Below are 18,314 nucleotides of genomic sequence, written 5' to 3'. Positions count from 1 at the left end.
GCGGGCAGCCTAACACCCGGCACCGCGGCGCACCACCCAGGAAAACCGGTCCGCCGCCCCTGCAGCGCACGCAGGCGTCAGAAGGTGATCACGAAACACGCGCCGCCGCCGGGCCGGCGGGCGTGGCGCACCGTGCCGCCGAGGCCGTGCACCAGCTGCCGCACCACCGCCAGGCCCACGCCGCTGCCGCCGGGTCGGGTCGTGAAAAACGGCGTGAAGATGCGGGGCTCCAGCCCGGGTGTGACGCCGGGGCCGTTGTCGGCCACCGTCAGCCGCAGCCGGGCGCCGCGGCTCAGGCGCGCGTCCATTTGCAACTGCGGTGCCGGGCGGCCCGCGCAGGCCTGCAGCGCGTTCTGCGCCAGGTTGATGAGCACCTGCTCCAGCTGCGCCGCGTCGGTGCGCAGCACCAGCGACGCGGGCTCCACGCTCACCTGCACCGTGCCACCCACCGCCCGCCAGGCCGGCTCCAGCCACTGCTGCACGGCCTGCAGCAACGGCGTCAGCGGCACATCGGCCAGCGTGGGCGCCGGGGGCTGGCTGACGCTGCGGTAGCGCTCCACAAAGGCCTGCAGGTGGGCCGCGCGCCGGGCCAGCGTGGCCAGGGCGGCCTGCAGTTCAGCCGGCTCGCCTGCCTCCAGCAGCGCCGGGGCACTGCCGGCCAGCGAGGCGATCGGCGTCAGCGAGTTCATGATCTCGTGCGTCAGCACCTGCACCAGCTGGCGCCAGGCCCCCAGGGCCTCGGTTTCCAGTTCCGACTCGATGGGCGCCAGCGCCGCCAGCCGCCAGTCCTGCCCCTGCACCGTCAGGGCCGACACGGCCAGCACCGCGCGCTCCTGGCCGTGCTCGGTGGGCAGGGTCACCACGCGGCGGCCGGGTTGGGCGTCCAGCAGCGCCAGCAGGCCGGCCGGGTCCACCGCGCGGCCCGGTGCCATCAACCGCCGCGCGGCCGCGTTCAGGGCCAGGGGCGCGGCGCCGGCCGTCAGCCGCCACAGCGCCAGCGGGGCGTGCTCCAGCGCGGCGTCCAGGTCGTGCGCGGGGGGCGGTGCGGGTTCAGGGGGCGGCGGCAGTGGCTGGCGCACCAGCCGGTTCAGTGCGGCCCCGCCGAATGCGGCCGCCGCCACGGCCGCCAGCGTACAAGCCACCACCGCGCGGGGCGAACTCCACCACGCCACGGCGCCGCCGGTGCTGGCCGCCAGCGCCACGGCCGCCGCAGCCACGCGCAGGCCCTCGGCCCGGGCGCGGCGGTGGGGCGTGGTTTCAAAGGCCATGCTTGTCCAGCTTGCGGTAGAGCGCCGCGCGGCTCACGCCCAGCAGTTTGGCGGCCTGGCTGATGTTGCCGTCGGCCTGCGCCAGCGCGGCCTGCACGGCCTCGCGTTCGCGTTGGGCCAGGTCCAGCCCCGGGGCCGGCTCCGTCGCGGGCGGCGCCATGTGGGCGAGTCCGAAGTCAGGCCAGGTGAACACCGGCCCGCGCGCCAGCAGCGCGGCGCGTTCGCAGGCCTGGCGCAGCTGCCGCACGTTGCCGGGCCAGCCATAGGCCGTCAGCTGCGCCAGCGCGTCGGGCGTCACTTCCACGGGCCGCTGCGCGAACTGCGCGAGGTAGTGACGCAGCAGCAGCGTGATGTCAGCCGCCCCGCGCTCGCGCAGCGGCGGCACGCGCAGCACCACGGTGTTCAGGCGGTACAGCAGGTCCGGGCGAAAGCGTTTTGCGTCGAACAACTCGGCCTCGGCCACGTTGGTGGCGGCCAGCACGCGCACGTCCACCGGCACCGGCCGGTCGCTGCCCACCGGCGTCACCTCGCGGCGCTCCAGCGCGGCCAGCAGCTTGGCCTGTTGGGCCAGCGGCAGGTTGCCGATCTCGTCCAGAAACAGCGTGCCGCCCGCCGCCGCCACAAAGCGCCCGGGGCGCGACTCGCGCGCATCCGTGAAGCTGCCGCGCTTGTGGCCGAACAGCTCGCTCTCCACCAGCGCTTCGGGCAGCGCGCCCATGTCCACGGCCAGCAACGGGCCGCTCGAGCGCGGCGAGGCGCGGTGCAGCGCGCGGGCCACCAGCTCCTTGCCCACGCCGTTCTCGCCCAGGATGAGCACGCTGGCCTCGCTGGCGCCCACCTGGGCAATCTGCGCGCGCAGGCTTTGCATGGCGGCCGATTCCCCCAGCAGCTCACCCACGGCCGCCGGCGGCGCCCGGCGCGCCAGGGCCGCTTGCACGCAGGCCACCAGCCGCTCGTTGGGCCAGGGTTTGGTGATGAAGTCCACCGCGCCGGTTTTCAGCGCCTGCACGGCCAGCTCGACCTCGGCGTAGGCGGTCATCACGACGACGGCGGGCGCATCGCGCCGACCCATCACCTCGCGCAGCAGCGCCAGCCCCGCCGCGCCATCGCTGGCGCCGGGCGTGAAGTTCATGTCCAGCAGCAGCACGTCGGGTGCGAGCTCGTCCAGCGCGGCAGGCAGCTCGGCCGGCGCATGCCGCACGGCCACGGCCCCGAGCTTGCGCAGCGCCAGCCGCGCAGCCAGCGCCACGTCGGGGTCGTCGTCGAGGATGAGGATGCCGGGCATGGAGCGCGCGACTGTAGGTGCGCGCCGTCCACCCCGGCAAGGCGGTGTCCGGAACCGGACAGTGGGGGTGTCCGCTTGCGAACGCTCGCGGCCCGCCGAACGGCCTCTGCCCAGCGCGCGAGGGGCTGGCCCGGGTTTTGCAAAACATCACCCCATGAGCCTCCTTCCCACCGCCCTCACCTGGCGCAGCGCCTGGCGCCAGCTGCGCGCCGAACCCGGCACCGCGTTGTCCGTCGTCGTGGGCCTGGCCCTGGGCCAGGCGCTCACGCTGCTGGCCGCGAGCTACCTGCACGACACCCTGTGGCCCGATGCCGACCTGCCCGAACGCGAGCGGCTCATCACCTTCGAGACCCAGGTGCGCGGCCCGGGCGGCAGCTTCACCGACTGGTTCGGCGACACCCCCGTCGTGCCGCTGGCCGCGGCCTTGCGCGCCACGGGCGCCCCGCTCGGGCCCATGACACGCGTGCTCTTCACTGAGCTGCCCGCCCATGCCGGCGAGCCCGGCGGCACCCGGCGCAGCACGCGCTTGTCCATCGCGCTGGCCGACCCCGAGGTGCAGACCCTGTTCGGCCTGCAGCCCCTGGCCGGCGACCTGGGCGAGGCGCTGGCCTCACCGGAGGGCATTGCGCTGACGGTGCAGTCGGCCGAGAAGCTGTTTGGCACCGCGCAGGGCGTGGTGGGCCGGGGCTTCACGTTGTCGCTGCCGCCGGACCCGGAGGGCCGCACGCCGGCGCTGCAGTTCCCGCTGGTGGTGAAGGCGGTGCTGCCCACGCCCAACCTCAACGGGGCGCTGGTGTTCGGTGCGCTGTCGGGCTACCAGTCGCCGCCGGCCAAGGCCTACCTGGCGCGGTCCGACAACTGGTACCAGGCCAGCGGCCGACTGTTCGCCCGCCTGCTGCCCGGCGCCACGGCCGAGCAGCTGGGCGCGCGTGCCCAGGCCGAGATGGATCGCCAGCCGCTGCCGCCCGGCTTCCCGATGGACTTCCTGAAGGGCGGCGGCAAGCCTGCCTATGTGCGCGCCATGCCGGTGGGCGACATCGGCCTGCACGGTGCGGGCAGCCCGCTGCGGCGCTTGCAGCTGGGCAGCCTGGCGGCCGCGGCGGCGGGCGTGCTGGCGCTGGCCGTCATCAACTTCGTGAACCTGTGGAGCGTGCGCACCCTGCAGCGCCAACGCGAAATCGGCCTGCGCAAGTCGCTCGGCGCGGGGGCGGCGCAGCTGGCCCGGCAGTTCTTCGCCGAAGCGGCGGTGGTGGCGGGGGTGGCCGGTGCGCTGGGGCTGCTGTTGGCCTGGTGGGCCGTGCCGGTGGGGGCGGTGCTGTTGCAGCGCGAGTTCCACGCGCCGGTGGTGAGTGCCGCCACGGTGGGCCTGACGGCAGTGCTCTGCCTGGGCATGGCCGCGCTCAGCGCGCTGCCGCTGACGCTGATTGCGCTGCGCGTGCGGCCGGCCGAGTCGCTGGCGGGTCGCAATCACACCGAAGGCACGGCCAGCCGCTGGCTGCGCCGCGTGATGACCACGCTGCAGTTCGGTGCGGCGGCGGTGTTCGCATCGCTCGCGCTGACGGTGCTGTGGCAGGCCGAGCACACCGCGCAGATGCCGCGCGGTTTTGAGGTGGAGAACCGTGTGGCCATCGACCTGCCGTGGTGGTGCCAGCCGGCGGAAACCACTGCGCTGCTGGAGGCGGTGCGGCGCTGGCCCGAGGTGATTGCCGCCGGTGCGGCCGACGACGTGCCCGGGCGTGACTTCTCCAGCTGGTATTCCGAGTTCAACCGCCCCGGGGGCCCGTCGGTCAGCCTGCGCACCGGTGTGGGCTTCACGCCGGGCTACCTGCCAACCTACGGCATGCGCGTGATTGCCGGGCGGCTGTCGGCCGACCACCGGGCCGAGGCGGCGCAAGGGGCCATCGTGCTGGACCGCAGCGGCGTGCGGGCGCTGGGCTTCGCCAGCCCGGAGGCGGCCGTGGGCCAGGTGCTGAGCGTGGCCGCCAACTTCAATGGCGGGCAGTCGGCCCCCATCGTGGCGGTGATCGAGGACATCCGCCTGGAAGGCTCGCGCAGCGCGCCGCAGCCGCATGCCATCACGCCGCTGGCCGAGCGCGAGGCCGGTGCCATCAGCGTGCACAGCCGCGACCCGGCGGCCACCCGCGCCCGCCTCACCGCGCTGGTGAAACAGACCTTCCCGGATGTGCAGCTGGACGCCCTGCCCGTGCGCGACATGCTCCTGCAAAAGGTGGCCGACGACGCCCGGCTGGGCCGGTTGGTGGCCGTGGCCGGCGGCCTGGCGCTGGCCCTGGCCGCCGTGGGCATCTACGCGCTGGCGGCCTACACGCTGCGTCGGCGCGAGCGCGAGATCGTGCTGCGCAAGCTGCACGGCGCCGGCCCGGGCGCGGTGGCGGCCTTGCTGGCGCGCGAGTTCGCGGGGGTGCTGGCGGCCGCCTGCGCCGTGGCGCTGCCCGTGGCTGCGTGGTTGAGCCAGCGCTACCTGGCCGATTTTGTGGAGCGTGCGCCGGTGGGGCCGGGCTCGCTGTGGGTGCTGCTGGCGGCCACCGGGCTGCTGGTGGCCGTGACGGTGGGGGCCGTGGCCCGCCACCTGCATGCCGCGCTGGCGCTGCGGCCGCTGCAGGCGCTTCGTGGATGACGGGCCAATGACCGCCGCGCTGCCCTCGGGCGTGGCGATGGACCGCCGCGTGCCCACCGCCCGCCCCTGGCGGCGCTGGGCGTTGGCCGCCGCGGCGCTGCTGGCCGTGGCCGCCGGGCTGATGCAGGCCTGGCCGCGCGGCGTGCCGGTGGCGCGGGATGCGGTGGAGATCGCGCCTGCCCGGCCCGGTTCTTTTCGCGACGTGGTGCCCGGCCGGGCCACCGTGCAGCCGCTGCAGTCGGTGCTGCTGGACGCCACCGAAGACGGCCGCGTCGAGCAGGTGCTGGTGAAGGACGGCGAGCGCGTGGCGGCCGGGCAGCTGCTGGTGGTGCTGAGCAGCACGCAGCGTGCGCAGGAGCTGATGGCGCGCTCCAGCGAGGCGGCGCAGCAGCTGGCCAACTTCTCCACGCTGCGTGCGTCGTGGATGCAGGCCCAGGCGGCGCAGCGCCGCACCGTGACCGAGGCGCACTTCGAGCTGGAGCGGGCGCGCCGGCTGCACCAGCGCAACCGCGAGCTGGCCGCCACGGGCTTCCTGTCGCCCTCAGCGCTGGAAGACTCGGCCGACAAGCTCGGCTTGGCCGAGCGGCTGCTCGCCCAGCAGCAGGCCGACGGCCAGGAAGCGCTGGCCGTGCTGGCGCAGTCGGTGCAGGCCATGCAGCGCGCGGTGAACGACCTCCACGCGCGGCTGGCCACGATGCGCGCCGCGAGTGAGGGCCTGGCCGTGCGCGCGCCGGTGGCCGGGCGGCTGACGGGCCTGACGCTGCAGGTGGGCGAGGGCGTGCGCAGCGGGGTGCGCATTGCGCGCATCGACAGCCTGGGCCGCTTCAAGCTCAGCGTGCGGCTGGACGAGTTCCACCTGGCCCGTGTGCGCGAAGGCCTGGCCGCCACGCTGGCCCACGCCGGCCGCGAGCACGCGCTGCACGTGGCCCGCATCGACCCGCAGGTGAAAGACGGCCGCTTCAGCGTGGAACTCACGTTTGATGCCGACCCGCCCGCGCTGCAGGTGGGCCAGGGCCTGGACGTGCGCCTCACGCTGGGCGACCCCACGCCCGCGCTGCTGCTGCCCGACGCGGGCTTTTATGCCGACACCGGCGGCGCTTGGGCCTTTGTGCTGGAGGCCGACGGCCGCCGCGCCACGCGCCGTCCGCTGCAGCTGGGCCGGCGGGCCGATGGCGTGATCGAAGTGCTCGGGGGCCTGCAAGCCGGCGAGCGCGTGGTCGTGTCGCCCTACCGCGCCTTCGCCACGGCGTCTTCTCTTCAACTGGACTGAGCCATGTTCCAACTCCGACACCTCACCAAAACCTTCCGCAGCGGCGACATCGAAACCACCGCGCTGGACCGCGTGGACCTGACCGTCGAGGCCGGCGAATACCTCGCCATCACCGGCCCCTCGGGCTGCGGCAAGAGCACGCTGCTGGGCATCCTCGGGCTGCTGGACGCGCCCAGCAGCGGCGAGTACTGGTTCGACGGCCAGAACGTGGCCGGCTGGGGCGAGCGGCAGCTGAACACGCTGCGGCGCGGCCGCATCGGCTTCGTGTTCCAGAGCTTCAACCTCATCGACGACCTGACCGTGGCCGAGAACATTGGCCTCGCGCTGGAGTACGGCGAGCTGCCCGCCCGCGCGCGCCGGGCCCGGGTGGCCGAGGTGATGGAGCGCCTGGGCATCGCCCACCGCGCCGGCCACCGGCCCAGCCAGCTCAGCGGTGGCCAGCAGCAGCGCGTGGCCATTGCCCGCGCCATTGCGGCGCGCCCTGCCCTGTTGCTGGCCGACGAACCCACCGGCAACCTCGACAGCGCCCACGGCGCCGAGGTGATGCGCCTGCTGCGCGAACTCAACGCCGAGGGCACGACGCTGGTGATGGTGACCCACTCGCTGGAGCACGCCGCCCAGGCCTCGCGCACGCTGCGGCTGCGCGACGGCCGCGTGGTGGTGGACGCCGTGCACGCCTGGGGCTGAACTGCCAACTTCGCACGCCCGCGCCTCGGGGGGAGGCGGGTGGGACGGGGGTGGGGCGGGGGACCCTCGGATTTACGATGCCATCCCATGCACCCCCTAGTTCGTGGGATTTTGGCTCTGGCGTTCGCGTGGGGCGTGGGCTGGGCCCGCGCCGGTGCGGACGTGGGCCCGCTGGAGGTGCAATTCCGCAGCGTGGCGGTGCCGCAGAACTCGGTGCCCGCCATGGCGCAGGACCGTGACGGTTTCCTGTGGATCGCCACCACCCAGGGCCTGACCCGTTACGACGGCTACCGGCTGCGGCCGATCGAGTTTCCCGGCACCACGTTGGCCCAGCGCAGCCTGGGCTGGGTGCGGGCGCTGGCCGCGGGGCGCGACGGGCGGGTGTGGATTGGCACCGAATTCCAGGGCTTGGTGGCCTACGACGCCGCACACGACCGCCTGGAGCGCCACGGCAGCGCCCAGGGTGAGCAAGGCCCGCACCCCACCGTGCGCGCCTTGGCCGAAGGGCGGGACGGCACGGTCTGGATGGGCACGATGGGCCAGGGCCTGTGGGCCTACGACCCCGGCCAGCGCCGCTTCAGCGCCCAACTGCTGACCGCGCAGGGCACGCCGGAAGGCCGGGTGCTGGCGCTGTGCGCGGCGCGCGACGGCAGCGTCTGGGCCGGCCATTGGCGCGGCCTGGCCTACCGCCCCGCGGCGGGCGGCGCGTGGACGGCCATCGAGCTGCCGGACCTGCCCGACGGCGCCCCGGTCTCCACGCTCACCGAAGACCGCACCGGCCGCGTGTGGCTGGGCACGCAGGACGGCCGGGTCGGCGTGGTGGAACAGGGCCGTGTGCGTTGGGTGCAGCACCTGCGCATGCCGGTCAACGCCCTGGCCGAGGCGACCGACGGCCGGCTCTGGGTGGGCGGCAAGGTGGGCCTCTTCTGGGTGAACCCGGCCAGTGGCGCGGTGGAGGCCGTGTTGCGGCACGACCCGCGGCGCAGCATGGGCCTGGCCGGCAACGACATCAGCGGCCTGCTGCGCGACCGCAGCGGCGCCATGTGGGTGAGCGGTTATGGCGTGGGCGTGCAGCGCCACCAAAGCCACCCGGCGCTGGCCGTGCGCGGGCCCGATGCCGACCCCGCCAGCCCACTGGCCGAGGCCGACGTGCGCGCCGTGCTGAGGCTGCAATCGGGCGAGGTGCTGGCCGCCACGCAGCACGGCGACCTGGTGCGGCTGGACGGCCGCTCCGGCCGCGACCTCGCCACGCTGGGCGTGTGGCCGCGCGAGCGGCGCACCGTGGTGGAGTTTTTGGCGCAGGCGCCCGACGGTAGCCTGTGGATGGCCGCCGCCGGCCGGCTGGAGCACCGCGCCGCCACCGGCCGCCTGCTGCACGACTGGCCGCTGGACGGCGGCCGGGCCCAGCAGATCCTGTTGCGGCCCGATGGCAGCGTGTGGGTGGGCCTGCAAGAGGGCCTGTACCGGCTGGCCCGGGCCGATGCGGCCGCGCTGGATCGCGTGCACCCCGAGGGCCCGGCCCGGCTGCACGGCGGCATCTACGCGCTGCGCACCGCGCCGGACGGCCGGCTGTGGGTGGGCGGCCAGGCGGGCCTGTTCCGCGAGCGCGAGGCGGGCGGCGGCGCGCTGGAGCGGGTGCCCCAAGCGCCGGATGAAGCCCTGGCCAGCCCCATCGTCATGAGCCTGCTGTGGGGGCGCGACGGCCGGCTGTGGGTGGACACGCCGGTCAGCGGCCTGCACCGCCTGAAGGGGTGGGACGCCGGGGGCCGCGCGCGCTTCGAGCGCATCAGCGAGCGCCACGGCGCCGAAGGCGTGTTCGGCGGCAACCTGCAGGAAGACGGCCAGGGCCGCATCTGGACGCAACTCTTCGTGTACGACCCGGCGGTGGACCGGCTGGACAGCTTCGGCCCGGCCGAGGGCGCGAACTTCGGCAGCTTCTGGTTCTTTGCCAGCACCGCCTTGCCCGGGGGCGACCTGCTGTTCGGCGGCAGCCGCGGCCTGCTGCGCGTGCGGCCCGCGGCGTGGCGAACGCAGTCGGTGAACCCGCCGCTGGTGATCAGCGCGCTGCGCGTGAACGGCCAGCCGCACGACCAGCCCCAGGCGCTGAGCGAAGGCCTGCACCTGCCGCCGGGCAAGCGCAGCGTGGCGGTGGAGTTCGCCGCGCTGGACTACGCCGACCCGCAACGCCTGCGCTACGAATACCGGCTGGAGGGCCTGGACGCCGACTGGACCCGGGTGGACGCCAACGGCCGGCTGGCCAGCTTCGGGCCGCTGCGGCCCGGGCAGTACACGCTGCAGGTGCGCGCCACGGCCCACCACAACATGTGGGGCACCGAGCAGCTGCGCCTGCCCGTGACGCTGGAGCCGGCCTGGTGGGAAACCGATGCGGCCCGCCTTGGCGGCGGTGTGGCGCTGCTGGCCGCGGTGTGGGCCTGGATGCGCTGGCGCACCCGTGCGCTGCGCCGCCGCCAGACCGAGCTGGCCGCGCTGGTGGACGCGCGCACCGCCGAGCTGCGCGAGCTGAGCCTGACCGACGCCCTCACCGGCCTGCGCAACCGCCGCTACCTGGAACTGCGCCTGGACGACGACCTGCGCCTGTGCCTGCGCCGCTTCGAGACGCCCGAGGGCGACGGCCCCGGCCCCGAGGCTGACCTGCTGGTGATGCTGCTGGACCTGGACCACTTCAAACGCGTGAACGACCTGTACGGCCACGCCGCGGGTGACGCCGTGCTGGTGCAGCTGGCGCAGCGCCTGGGCCAGGTGTTCCGCGAAACCGATTCCCTGGTGCGCTGGGGGGGTGAAGAGGTGCTGGTGCTGGTGCGTGAAACCGACCGGCGCGACGCGGCCGAGCTGGCCGAACGGGTGTGCGCCGCGGTGCGCGAGCGGCCGTTCGACATCGGCCCGGGCGAGACCGTGCGGGTGACGGTGTCGCTGGGGTTCTGCGCCTTCCCGCTGGACCCGCACCACCCGCGCCTGTGGGACTGGCGCGCCTGCCTGGGCCTCGCCGATTCGGCCCTGTACGCGGCCAAGGCCCGCGGGCGCGACGGCTACGTGGGCGCCGTACAGGCCCAGGGCCTCTCGCCCCGCGAGGCGCCGGCCGACCTGGCCGCGTGGCAGCGCGAGACCCGCGTGCAGGCCGTGTTCAGCCCCATCGCCGAGCGGGCCGCCAGCCCCGACGCGGTGGCGACCGACGCCTGAGCCGCACCGGGCCCCACCGGTCCCCACCGGTCCGGCCCAGTCGGCCCACGCCGCCCGCTTGCGCCCAGAATGCCGGGCATGACGCTGCACCCTCTGACCTCCTGGCCCCGCGTGTTCGGGCTCCGCGGGCAACGCCGCACCCTGTGGGCCGTGGCGGGCTGTTGGGCCGCCGCGTGGGCGATGGCCGCACCGCCGGCCTCGGCGCAAGACCTGGCGCCCCAGCAGCTGGCGGAGGCCGTGAAGCGCCACACCCCGGCCGCGCTGCAGCTGCTGGAGCGCAGCGTGCTCATCAACAGCGGCACGCTCAACCCCGCCGGCGTGCGGCAGGTGGGCGAACTCTTCGGGGCGGAGTTCCGCGCGCTGGGCTTCGAGACCCGCTGGGTGGACATGCCGCCCGAGATGAAGCGCGCGGGCCACCTGGTGGCCGAGCGCACCGGCACCCAGGGCCAGCGCGTGTTGCTGATCGGGCACCTGGACACCGTGTTCGAGAAAGACAGCCCCGTGCCCCCGTGGCAAAGCGACGGCCGGCGCGTGCGCGGCCAGGGCGTGTCGGACATGAAGGGTGGCGACGTCATCGTGCTGCTGGCGCTGCGGGCACTGAACGACCTGGGCGCGCTGCAGGGCCGCACGGTGCGTGTGGTGTTCACCGGCGACGAAGAGCGCGTGGGCAGCCCGGTGGAGGTGGCGCGTGCCGCGCTGGTGGACGCCGCCCGGCGCAGTGACGTGGCGCTGGCGTTTGAAGGCGCCACCCGAGACGACCAGGGCCGCGACGCCGCCACCGTGGGCCGGCGCGCTTCGGGCGGCTGGCACCTGCAGGTGACGGCGCGCACCGGCCACTCGGCCGGCGTGTTCGGGCGCGACGGCTATGGCGCGGTGTACGAGGCGGCCCGCGTGGTCAACGCGTTCCGGGAGCAGTTGATCGAGCCCGACCTCACCTTCAACGCCGCCACGCTGGTGGCCGGCACCAGCGCCAAGTGGGACGACGCGGACAGCCAGGGCCAGGCCTTCGGCAAAACCAACGTCATCCCGCGCGATGCGCAGGTGCGCGGCGACCTGCGCTACCTGACCGCCGAGCAGGGCGCCCGCGCGCGAGAGCGCATGCAGGCCATCGTGGAGCAGGCGCTGCCGGGCACGCGCTCCAAGATCAGCTTCCATGAGAGCTACCCGCCCATGGCGCCCACGCCGGGCAACTTCAAGCTGCTGGCGGCCTACTCGCAGGCCAGCGCCGACCTGGGCCTGGGGCCGGTGGTGGCGTTTCCGCCGGGCCAGCGCGGTGCGGGGGATGTGCAGTTCGTGGCGCCACTGGTGGACAGCCTGGACGGCCTGGGCGCGGCCGGCGGTGGGGCGCACACGCCGGACGAATGGTTGGAGATCGCGTCCATCGAACGCGGCGCGCTGCGGGCGGCGCTGCTGATCTACCGCCTGACGCGCTGATCCTCTGGCTGACGTTGCCGATCGGGCGCGGACGGCGGCCCGCCGCGCCGGCAGGCCTGGGGGGTCACGCCCGGCGGTCGGCCGTGCGAAAGCCCGCCATCAACTCGCGCAGGGCTTCGGACTGCCGCTGCAGGCTCTCGGCCGCGGCGGCGCTTTGCTCCACCAGGGCGGCGTTTTGCTGCGTGGTGTCGTCCATCTGGTGGATGGCCACGCCCACCTCGTCCATGCTGAGGTGCTGGTCGCGCGAGAGGGTGCTGAGTTCGTCGATCACGCCGGCCACGCGGCCCACGGCGTCCACCACGCGCTGCATCAGTGCCGCCGCCTCTTCGCCTTGTGCGTAGCCGGCGCCCACGCGCTCCACGCTCGCGCCGATCAGCGTGCGAATCTCCTTGGACGAGTTGCCCGCGCGCTGGGCCAAGGCCCGCACCTCGCTGGCCACCACCGCAAACCCGCGGCCATGCTCGCCGGCGCGGGCGGCTTCCACCGCGGCGTTCAGCGCGAGGATGTTGGTCTGGAAGGCAATGCCGTCGATGGTGCCGATGATGTCGGCAATCTTTTGCGAGCTGGTCTGGATCTCGCGCAGCGTGCCCGCCAGCGTGCTCACCAACTGCCCGCCGGATCTGGCCAGGTCGCGCACCTCGGCCGCCAGCGTGGCGGCGTGGCCCGACTGCTGGGCCCCGTGCTCCAGCCCGTGCCGCACGGTGTCGACCGACGCGGTGGTTTGTTCCAGCGCGGCGGCCTGGGTTTCGGTGCGGGCCGACAGGTCGGCGCTGCCGGCGGCAATTTCCTGGCTGGCGTGGGCCACCTCGTCGGCCCGGGTGCGCACCGTGCCCACCACGGTGCTGAGTTGACCCGCCATGTCCAGCAGCGCGGCCGTCAGGCGTTCGCCTTCGTCGCGCGATGTGCGGTCCACCGCCGCCTCGTGCGCCAGGTTGCCGTCGGCCACGGCCTGGGCAATGCCCAGCGCGCGGCCCATGGAGGCGGCGGTCTGCCGCGCAATCGTCCACAGCAGCCAGCTGCCCACCAGCGCCAGCAGCACGATCGCGGCCAACCCGGTGGCCAGCGTGCGGCGCTCGGCAGCGAGGCTGTCAGTCAGGTCTTGCTGAAGCGCCGCCACGGCGGCGTCACCCAGCGCGTACTGCGCGTCGATCGCGGCGGTGGTCACGGCCCACCAGGCCTGCGGCTGGATCTGCGGCGTCTCGGGCTCGATCACCGCCTTGAGCGCCTGTTGGCGCGCTTCGGCCAGCTTCTCCTTCACCTGGCCTTGCAGCGCCTTGAGGGCTACCCCCTCCTTGGCGGTCGACGCGATGTGGCTCAAGGCGCGGTCGGCGTTGGCCTGGTCGGCCAGGGCGCGCTCCAGCAACACCACCAGGCGCTCCCGGTCGTTCATCGTCAACTCGCCCTTGGAGAGCATGCCCATGCCCGCGCCGCGCAACCGGCCCAGCAACTCGGCACTGCGGGGCAGGTGTTGCAGCGCGGCGTCCTGCAGGAAGTAGCCCGTGGCGATGGGGTGCAGCACCAGCTTGGACACCACCGAGCCGTCGTACACCCACGCCAGGCGCGCGTCGATCAATTCGGTGTGGCGCTTGAAGCTCTCCGGCGCGGCCAGATTGCGCGCCCCCACCTCACCCGCCAGGCTCTCCATGGCGCGCCAGTAGGCGTCCAGTGACTGGCTCAGCGACGCGTCCAGCCCGGCACGGGCCGCATCCAGGCTGGCCGGTTTGAGCGCCTGCAGGTCCTTCCACACGACGCTGCGCTTGGCCTCGGCGCTGGCGTCTCCGTTGAGCTGACTGTTGGACAGGCCCCGATGCTGGGCCGTCAGTCGGGCCACCTTGAGCCCCGTGGTGAGTGCGGGCAGGGCACCTGTCTCCCGGCTCAGCTGGCGCTCGGCATCGAGTGCTGTTCTCACGTACAGCGCGGTGGGAATCAGTCCCATCAACGCGCTCACCGCCGCCACGGCCGCCAGTTTTTGGCCCACCGTCAGCCGTTGGATCCAGATCTTCATGCCGTCTCCCTGTGCGCCATCGAACGGACGCTCTGCGGCAGCCTAGAGCTTGTGGCGTGGTACCGCAACCGATGCCATCAAGGTCCGGGCGGCTTTTCCTAAAATTCGGCATGCCTGCGACACCCCTGCACACCCTCGAACTTCTGGCCCCCGCCCGCGACGCTGACATCGGCATCGAGGCCATCAACCACGGCGCCGATGCCGTCTACATCGGGGGTCCGGGCTTCGGCGCCCGCGACAAGGCGGGCAACTCGCTGGAGGACATCGCCCGCTTGGTCCGGCATGCGCACCGGTTTGGTGCCCGCATCTTCGTGACACTCAACACGATCCTGCGCGATGACGAGCTTGAGGGAGCGCGAACCCTGGCGTGGCAGCTGCACGACGTTGGCGTGGACGCGCTCATCGTGCAGGACATGGGGCTGTTAGAGCTGGACCTGCCCCCCATCCAGCTGCACGCCAGCACGCAGACCGACATCCGCACGCCGGAGAAGGCGCGTTTCCTGCAAGACGTGGGCTTCTCGCAGATGGTGCTGGCGCGCGAGCTGGACCTGAAGCAGATCCGCGCGATTCGCGAGCAGGTGCCGCGCGCGCACCTGGAGTTCTTCGTGCACGGTGCGCTGTGCGTGGCCTACAGCGGCCAGTGCTTCATCAGCCACGCCATGACCGGCCGCAGCGCCAACCGCGGCTCGTGCAGCCAGGAGTGCCGCCAGCCCTTCACCGTGACCGACACCGCCGGCCGCGTGGTGGCGCACGACAAGCACGTGCTGAGCCTGAAGGACAACGACCAGAGCGCCAACCTCGAAGCCCTCATCGACGCTGGCATCCGCAGCTTCAAGATCGAAGGCCGCTACAAGGACATGGCCACGGTCAAGAACGTGACGGCCCACTACCGCACGCTGCTGGACGCCATCATTGACCGCCGCCCCGAGCTGGCGCGCAGCAGCGATGGGCGCTGCCGCTTCACCTTCACGCCCGAGCCCGAGCAGGCCTTCAACCGCGGCGGCACCGACTACTTCGTCAACGGCCGGCAAATCGACATCGGTGCCTTCGACAGCCCCAAGCACGCCGGCATGCCGCTGGGCGAGGTCAAGCGCGTGGGGCCCGACAGCTTCGACCTGGACACGGGCGACGCCACCCGCGTGGTGAACAACGGCGACGCGCTGACCTGGTGGGACCGCCAGGGTGAGCTGCAAGGCGTGCCCGTGAACGTGGCCACGCCGCTGGGCGGCACGGCCTGGCGCATCGAGCCCAACCTCTCCAAAGGCCAGGCCTTCAGCGACCTCAAAGACCTCTTCCCCGGCACGGCGCTGAACCGCAACCGCGACATGGCCTGGGAGCGCCTCCTGGCCAAGCCCAGCGCCGACCGCCGCATCGCGGTGGACCTGACGCTGGCGCAGGTGCACGACGGCTTCGAGCTCAGCCTGAAAGACGAAACCGGCGTGAAGGCCGCCGTGCGCCTGCCGCACGCGCTGGAGCCCGCGCGCAACCCGCAGCAGGCCGAGGCCCAATACAAGGAACACCTCGCGAAGCTGGGCGACACGATCTTCGAGGCTCGCCGTGTGCGCCTGGCCATGCGCGAGCCCTACTTCCTGCCGGTGAGCAAGCTCAACGCCCTGCGCCGTGACGCCGTGGCCGCGCTGGAGGCCGCCCGCGAGGCCGCGTTCGAGCGCCTGCCGCGCCACGCCCCGGTGGAGCCGCCCGTGCCCTACCCCGACGACACGCTCACCTACCTCGCCAACGTCTACAACGCCCAGGCCGCCGCGTTCTACGCCCGCCACGGCGTGAAGGTGATCGGCGCCGCCTACGAGAGCCACGAGGAGCTGGGCGAGGTGCCGCTGATGATCACCAAGCACTGCGTGCGCTGGTCGCTCAGCCTCTGCCCCAAGCAGGCCAAGGGCGTGACCGGCGTGCAAGGCACGGTGCGCGCCGAGCCGCTGACCCTCACCCACGGCGACGACCACTTCACCCTGCGCTTTGACTGCAAGCCCTGCGAGATGCACGTGGTGGGCAGCATGCAAAAGCACGTGCTCAAGCAGCTCAACAGCCAGATGAAGGCCGAGCCGATCACCTTCTACAAGGCGCGGCCCACGGCCTGATCAGGGCGTGGCGTCGCGCACAAAGCGCATCAGGCGGCCGCGGTAGCCAGCGTGGGCGAGCGTGGTTTCGCTCATGCTGAAGCCCAGCTCGGCCATGCTGCGGGTGAAGGCGGGGCGGTTGCCGCGGTTCGGGTCCACTATGAGCAGTTCGCAACGGGGCATGGCGTGGCGTTGGATGAAGGCGGCCAGTGCGCCGCCGTCGTCGCGCTCGTACAGCACGTCGCTGCCGATGATGAGGTCGAACCGGCCCTGCACGCGCGGCGCGCCGCCGGGGGGGAGCACCGCGTCTTCGCTCCAGTCGCCATGGCAGTAGCGCATGGGGGTGAGCTCGTTCAGCCGCAGGTTCTCCAGCAGGAAGGCCCCCGCCAGCGGGTGCACGTCGCTGGCGGTCACTTCGGCGCCGCGGCGGTGGCACACCAGGCTGGCCAGGGCCAGGCCGCAGCCGATTTCCAGGATGCGTTCGCCCTCGGGCAGCGGCCGCACGGCCATGGCCGCCGCCAGGTGCAGCCCGGAGGGCCAAACCTGGCCGAACAACGGCCATTGCGCCGAGGAGATGCCCAGCGCTTCAGCGGCGCCGGCGGGGTCGGCGAACTGTTGGTGGTCGAGCAAGGAACGGATTTGCAGGTCCGCCGCGCCGTCGATGGCGAGGGACTGGACCTTGACGTCATAGCCAGGCATGGGGCCTTTGGGTGAGCTGCGTGGGCAATCGCAATGCAGCACGGGGAGGTCAGCGCCGCTGCGGGGAGCAGCAGCCGGGCGACAGGCCTGCGGGGCACGACGGGGAGGCGCGAGTGTAGAGGGCGGCCCGGCCGGCCTTCGGCCCCCCCGTTTTCTCAGCGACGGATCAGCGATGCATCAGCGGTCGATCAGGGCTTGATCAGCGCCGCCGGGCTGCGTCCAAGGCCCGGTCACGCCCGGCGGTGAGGTCGGCCAGGGTCAGCGGCACCGGCACATCAGGCGTGAGGCCGGCGTCGGGCCGCAGCGGGCCGGACGGGAAGTAGCCGATCAGCGGCAGGTCCACCTCCAGCCCGGTGCGCGGCAGGCGCACGAAGAAGAAGGCCCCGCCGTTCACGCCGCGCTGGTTGCCGCCGGTGCTGCCGCCGATCAGCGTGCCCAGGCGGTGCTCGCGCACCAGGCTGGCAAAGCGGAAGGTGGCGGAGCTGTTGGTGCTGCTGGTCAGCACCTGCAGGGCGCCGGTGAAGCGCGGGCCGCGGGGTTCGATGGTCTGGCCGCCGGTTTCTCCCGAGCCCGGGCTCGCTCCGTCCGCCGGACGCAGGCGGTAGAACCCGGGCCGCTCAGGCCACGGCTCGGCCCGGTCGCCCCAGTCGCGGAAGCTGTCGTCCCAGGTGTCCATCACGGCATTCAGTTCGGCCGGCACGCGGCGGTAGCGCACCAGGCGCTCGTCGGCGCGCACGGGCAGCGGCCGGTCGGTGCAGCGCGCCAGGATGGCGTCACCGCAGTCCAGCCCGCCTTCGTTGCGTCGCAGGTCCACGATCAGGCGCGGGGCGCGGGCCTGCACCACGGCGTCCAACTGGCGGTCCAGCCAGGCGGCCCAGTTCCAGTCGCTGTTGTAGAGGGCCCAGCCGGGCATGTCGAGCAGGGCGTTGCCGGCCTCGTCGAACCGCAGCGACCACGGCGGCGTGGCGTCGCTGGGCGGGGTGCGCGGGCGCAGGCTCATGGCGCGGCGTTCGGTGAGGTCCAGCGTGGGCAGCGTCACACCGCGGGGGCCTTCGCCGGGGCGTTGCACGGTCAGTACCACCTCGGGGCCGGCGGGCGTGCTCAGCGCGTGAAAGATGTCGAAGGTTTCGTAGCCCTCGCGCGCGTCCACCGACAGCAGTGCGCGGCGCTTGTCGTCGTTGTGGCCGTCGGCCCGCACCAGCGGCAGCAGCCGGGCCAGCACCTGGGCGGCGGGCACGCCGTCCACGGTCAGCACCCGGGTGCCGGCGGGCAGTGCGCCGCCCGTGGCCACCATTTTCTGCTGCAGCCACACGAAGGTGAACGGCAGCTTGTTGCGCCCCGCAAAGAGCGCCTGCGCCACGGCGGGCTTCTGGTTGTAGAAGTTGGCGTAGGTGTGGCCGCAGCGCACGCGGGCCAGCAGGCGGCTGCAGTCCAGGTAGGCGGTGTCCAGCCGGTGTTCGGCACGCCGGGCCCAGTGGGCATCCAGCGCCTGCACGGCGTGCTGCCACTGGCCGGCGGTTTGGTAGCGCAGCAGGCCGGGGTGCAGCTCGCGGTAGAGGCGGTCCAGCAGGGCGAGGTCGCTGCGCAGGTCGGCCGCCGTCAGCGGGCTCTCGCGCGTCCACGCCGGGCCTGGGGCGGGTGCGTCATCGGCCGCGTGGCTGGGGGGTGCCCAGCCGAGCCCCGCGGTCAAGAACGGAGCACCCGTGGCGGGCAGCGACTGGAGCAGGGTGCGGCGTTGCATGCGGCCGACTCTAGCCC

General features: G+C 73.4%; 11 protein-coding genes. 6 read left to right on the top strand and 5 right to left on the bottom strand.

From position 1 onward, the window contains the following. Positions 1-77: 77 nt before the first annotated feature. Positions 78-1,268, bottom strand: coding sequence for a sensor histidine kinase (locus tag ACG01O_RS10870; protein ID WP_394384406.1), 1,191 nt, complete (start codon positions 1,266-1,268; stop codon positions 78-80). Continuing rightward, positions 1,258-2,553: a sigma-54-dependent transcriptional regulator gene (locus ACG01O_RS10865; RefSeq protein ID WP_394384403.1), complete on the bottom strand. Its 1,296-nt coding sequence runs from the start codon at positions 2,551-2,553 to the stop codon at positions 1,258-1,260. Before ACG01O_RS10865 ends, ACG01O_RS10870 begins: the two co-directional genes overlap by 11 nt. Positions 2,554-2,707: 154 nt before the next feature. On the opposite strand from ACG01O_RS10865, the gene ACG01O_RS10860 reads away from it, so the two are divergent. The 5 genes from ACG01O_RS10860 (at position 2,708) to ACG01O_RS10840 (ending at position 11,777) form a co-directional block, all read left to right on the top strand. Then, positions 2,708-5,188, top strand: a complete 2,481-nt coding sequence (locus tag ACG01O_RS10860) for an FtsX-like permease family protein (RefSeq protein WP_394384400.1) — start codon at positions 2,708-2,710, stop codon at positions 5,186-5,188. 7 nt (positions 5,189-5,195) lie between these two features. Continuing rightward, positions 5,196-6,458, top strand: a complete 1,263-nt coding sequence (locus ACG01O_RS10855; protein ID WP_394384397.1) for an efflux RND transporter periplasmic adaptor subunit — start codon at positions 5,196-5,198, stop codon at positions 6,456-6,458. 3 nt (positions 6,459-6,461) lie between these two features. After that, the gene (locus ACG01O_RS10850) at positions 6,462-7,145 is read left to right on the top strand and encodes an ABC transporter ATP-binding protein (protein WP_394384395.1); all 684 of its coding nucleotides are present in this window, start codon (positions 6,462-6,464) and stop codon (positions 7,143-7,145) included. 111 nt (positions 7,146-7,256) lie between these two features. Beyond that, on the top strand, positions 7,257-10,343 hold the full coding sequence (locus tag ACG01O_RS10845) for a two-component regulator propeller domain-containing protein (RefSeq protein WP_394384393.1): 3,087 nt from the start codon (positions 7,257-7,259) through the stop codon (positions 10,341-10,343). 78 nt (positions 10,344-10,421) lie between these two features. Beyond that, complete coding sequence (locus tag ACG01O_RS10840; protein ID WP_394384390.1) at positions 10,422-11,777, top strand: M20/M25/M40 family metallo-hydrolase; 1,356 nt, start codon at positions 10,422-10,424, stop codon at positions 11,775-11,777. Positions 11,778-11,841: 64 nt separating this feature from the next. Here ACG01O_RS10840 and ACG01O_RS10835 read toward each other — a convergent pair whose 3' ends face one another. Beyond that, positions 11,842-13,782, bottom strand: a complete 1,941-nt coding sequence (locus ACG01O_RS10835; RefSeq protein WP_394384388.1) for a methyl-accepting chemotaxis protein — start codon at positions 13,780-13,782, stop codon at positions 11,842-11,844. 110 nt (positions 13,783-13,892) lie between these two features. On the opposite strand from ACG01O_RS10835, the gene ACG01O_RS10830 reads away from it, so the two are divergent. Continuing rightward, entirely contained in the window at positions 13,893-15,878 is a 1,986-nt protein-coding gene (locus tag ACG01O_RS10830; RefSeq protein WP_394384386.1) for a peptidase U32 family protein, read from the top strand. On the opposite strand, the gene ACG01O_RS10825 is transcribed toward ACG01O_RS10830, so the two are convergent. Both ACG01O_RS10825 and ACG01O_RS10820 read right to left on the bottom strand, forming a co-directional pair. Continuing rightward, positions 15,879-16,556 carry a class I SAM-dependent methyltransferase gene (locus ACG01O_RS10825; protein ID WP_394384383.1) on the bottom strand — a complete coding sequence of 226 codons (678 nt, stop codon included), beginning with the start codon at positions 16,554-16,556 and terminating at the stop codon, positions 15,879-15,881. It abuts the gene before it with no gap. Positions 16,557-16,755: 199 nt separating this feature from the next. Further along, positions 16,756-18,297 carry a S41 family peptidase gene (locus tag ACG01O_RS10820; protein WP_394384380.1) on the bottom strand — a complete coding sequence of 514 codons (1,542 nt, stop codon included), beginning with the start codon at positions 18,295-18,297 and terminating at the stop codon, positions 16,756-16,758. Positions 18,298-18,314 lie beyond the last annotated feature (17 nt).

The sequence above is a fragment of the Pelomonas baiyunensis genome (genome assembly GCF_043555935.1).
Taxonomy (GTDB): domain Bacteria; phylum Pseudomonadota; class Gammaproteobacteria; order Burkholderiales; family Burkholderiaceae_C; genus Pelomonas; species Pelomonas baiyunensis.
The sequence above is the reverse complement of the archived record's forward strand: the minus strand, read 5'-3'. Positions and strand labels throughout refer to the sequence as shown.

What these genes read in the sequence shown, in the direction of transcription:
- ACG01O_RS10825 (WP_394384383.1), bottom strand. Translation starts at nt 16,556, where the DNA reads ATGCCTGGCTATGACGTCAAGGTCCAGTCCCTCGCCATCGACGGCGCG.
- ACG01O_RS10870 (WP_394384406.1), bottom strand. Translation starts at nt 1,268, where the DNA reads ATGGCCTTTGAAACCACGCCCCACCGCCGCGCCCGGGCCGAGGGCCTG.
- ACG01O_RS10850 (WP_394384395.1), top strand. Translation starts at nt 6,462, where the DNA reads ATGTTCCAACTCCGACACCTCACCAAAACCTTCCGCAGCGGCGACATC.
- ACG01O_RS10860 (WP_394384400.1), top strand. Translation starts at nt 2,708, where the DNA reads ATGAGCCTCCTTCCCACCGCCCTCACCTGGCGCAGCGCCTGGCGCCAG.
- ACG01O_RS10865 (WP_394384403.1), bottom strand. Translation starts at nt 2,553, where the DNA reads ATGCCCGGCATCCTCATCCTCGACGACGACCCCGACGTGGCGCTGGCT.
- ACG01O_RS10840 (WP_394384390.1), top strand. Translation starts at nt 10,422, where the DNA reads ATGACGCTGCACCCTCTGACCTCCTGGCCCCGCGTGTTCGGGCTCCGC.
- ACG01O_RS10830 (WP_394384386.1), top strand. Translation starts at nt 13,893, where the DNA reads ATGCCTGCGACACCCCTGCACACCCTCGAACTTCTGGCCCCCGCCCGC.
- ACG01O_RS10855 (WP_394384397.1), top strand. Translation starts at nt 5,196, where the DNA reads ATGACCGCCGCGCTGCCCTCGGGCGTGGCGATGGACCGCCGCGTGCCC.
- ACG01O_RS10820 (WP_394384380.1), bottom strand. Translation starts at nt 18,297, where the DNA reads ATGCAACGCCGCACCCTGCTCCAGTCGCTGCCCGCCACGGGTGCTCCG.
- ACG01O_RS10835 (WP_394384388.1), bottom strand. Translation starts at nt 13,782, where the DNA reads ATGAAGATCTGGATCCAACGGCTGACGGTGGGCCAAAAACTGGCGGCC.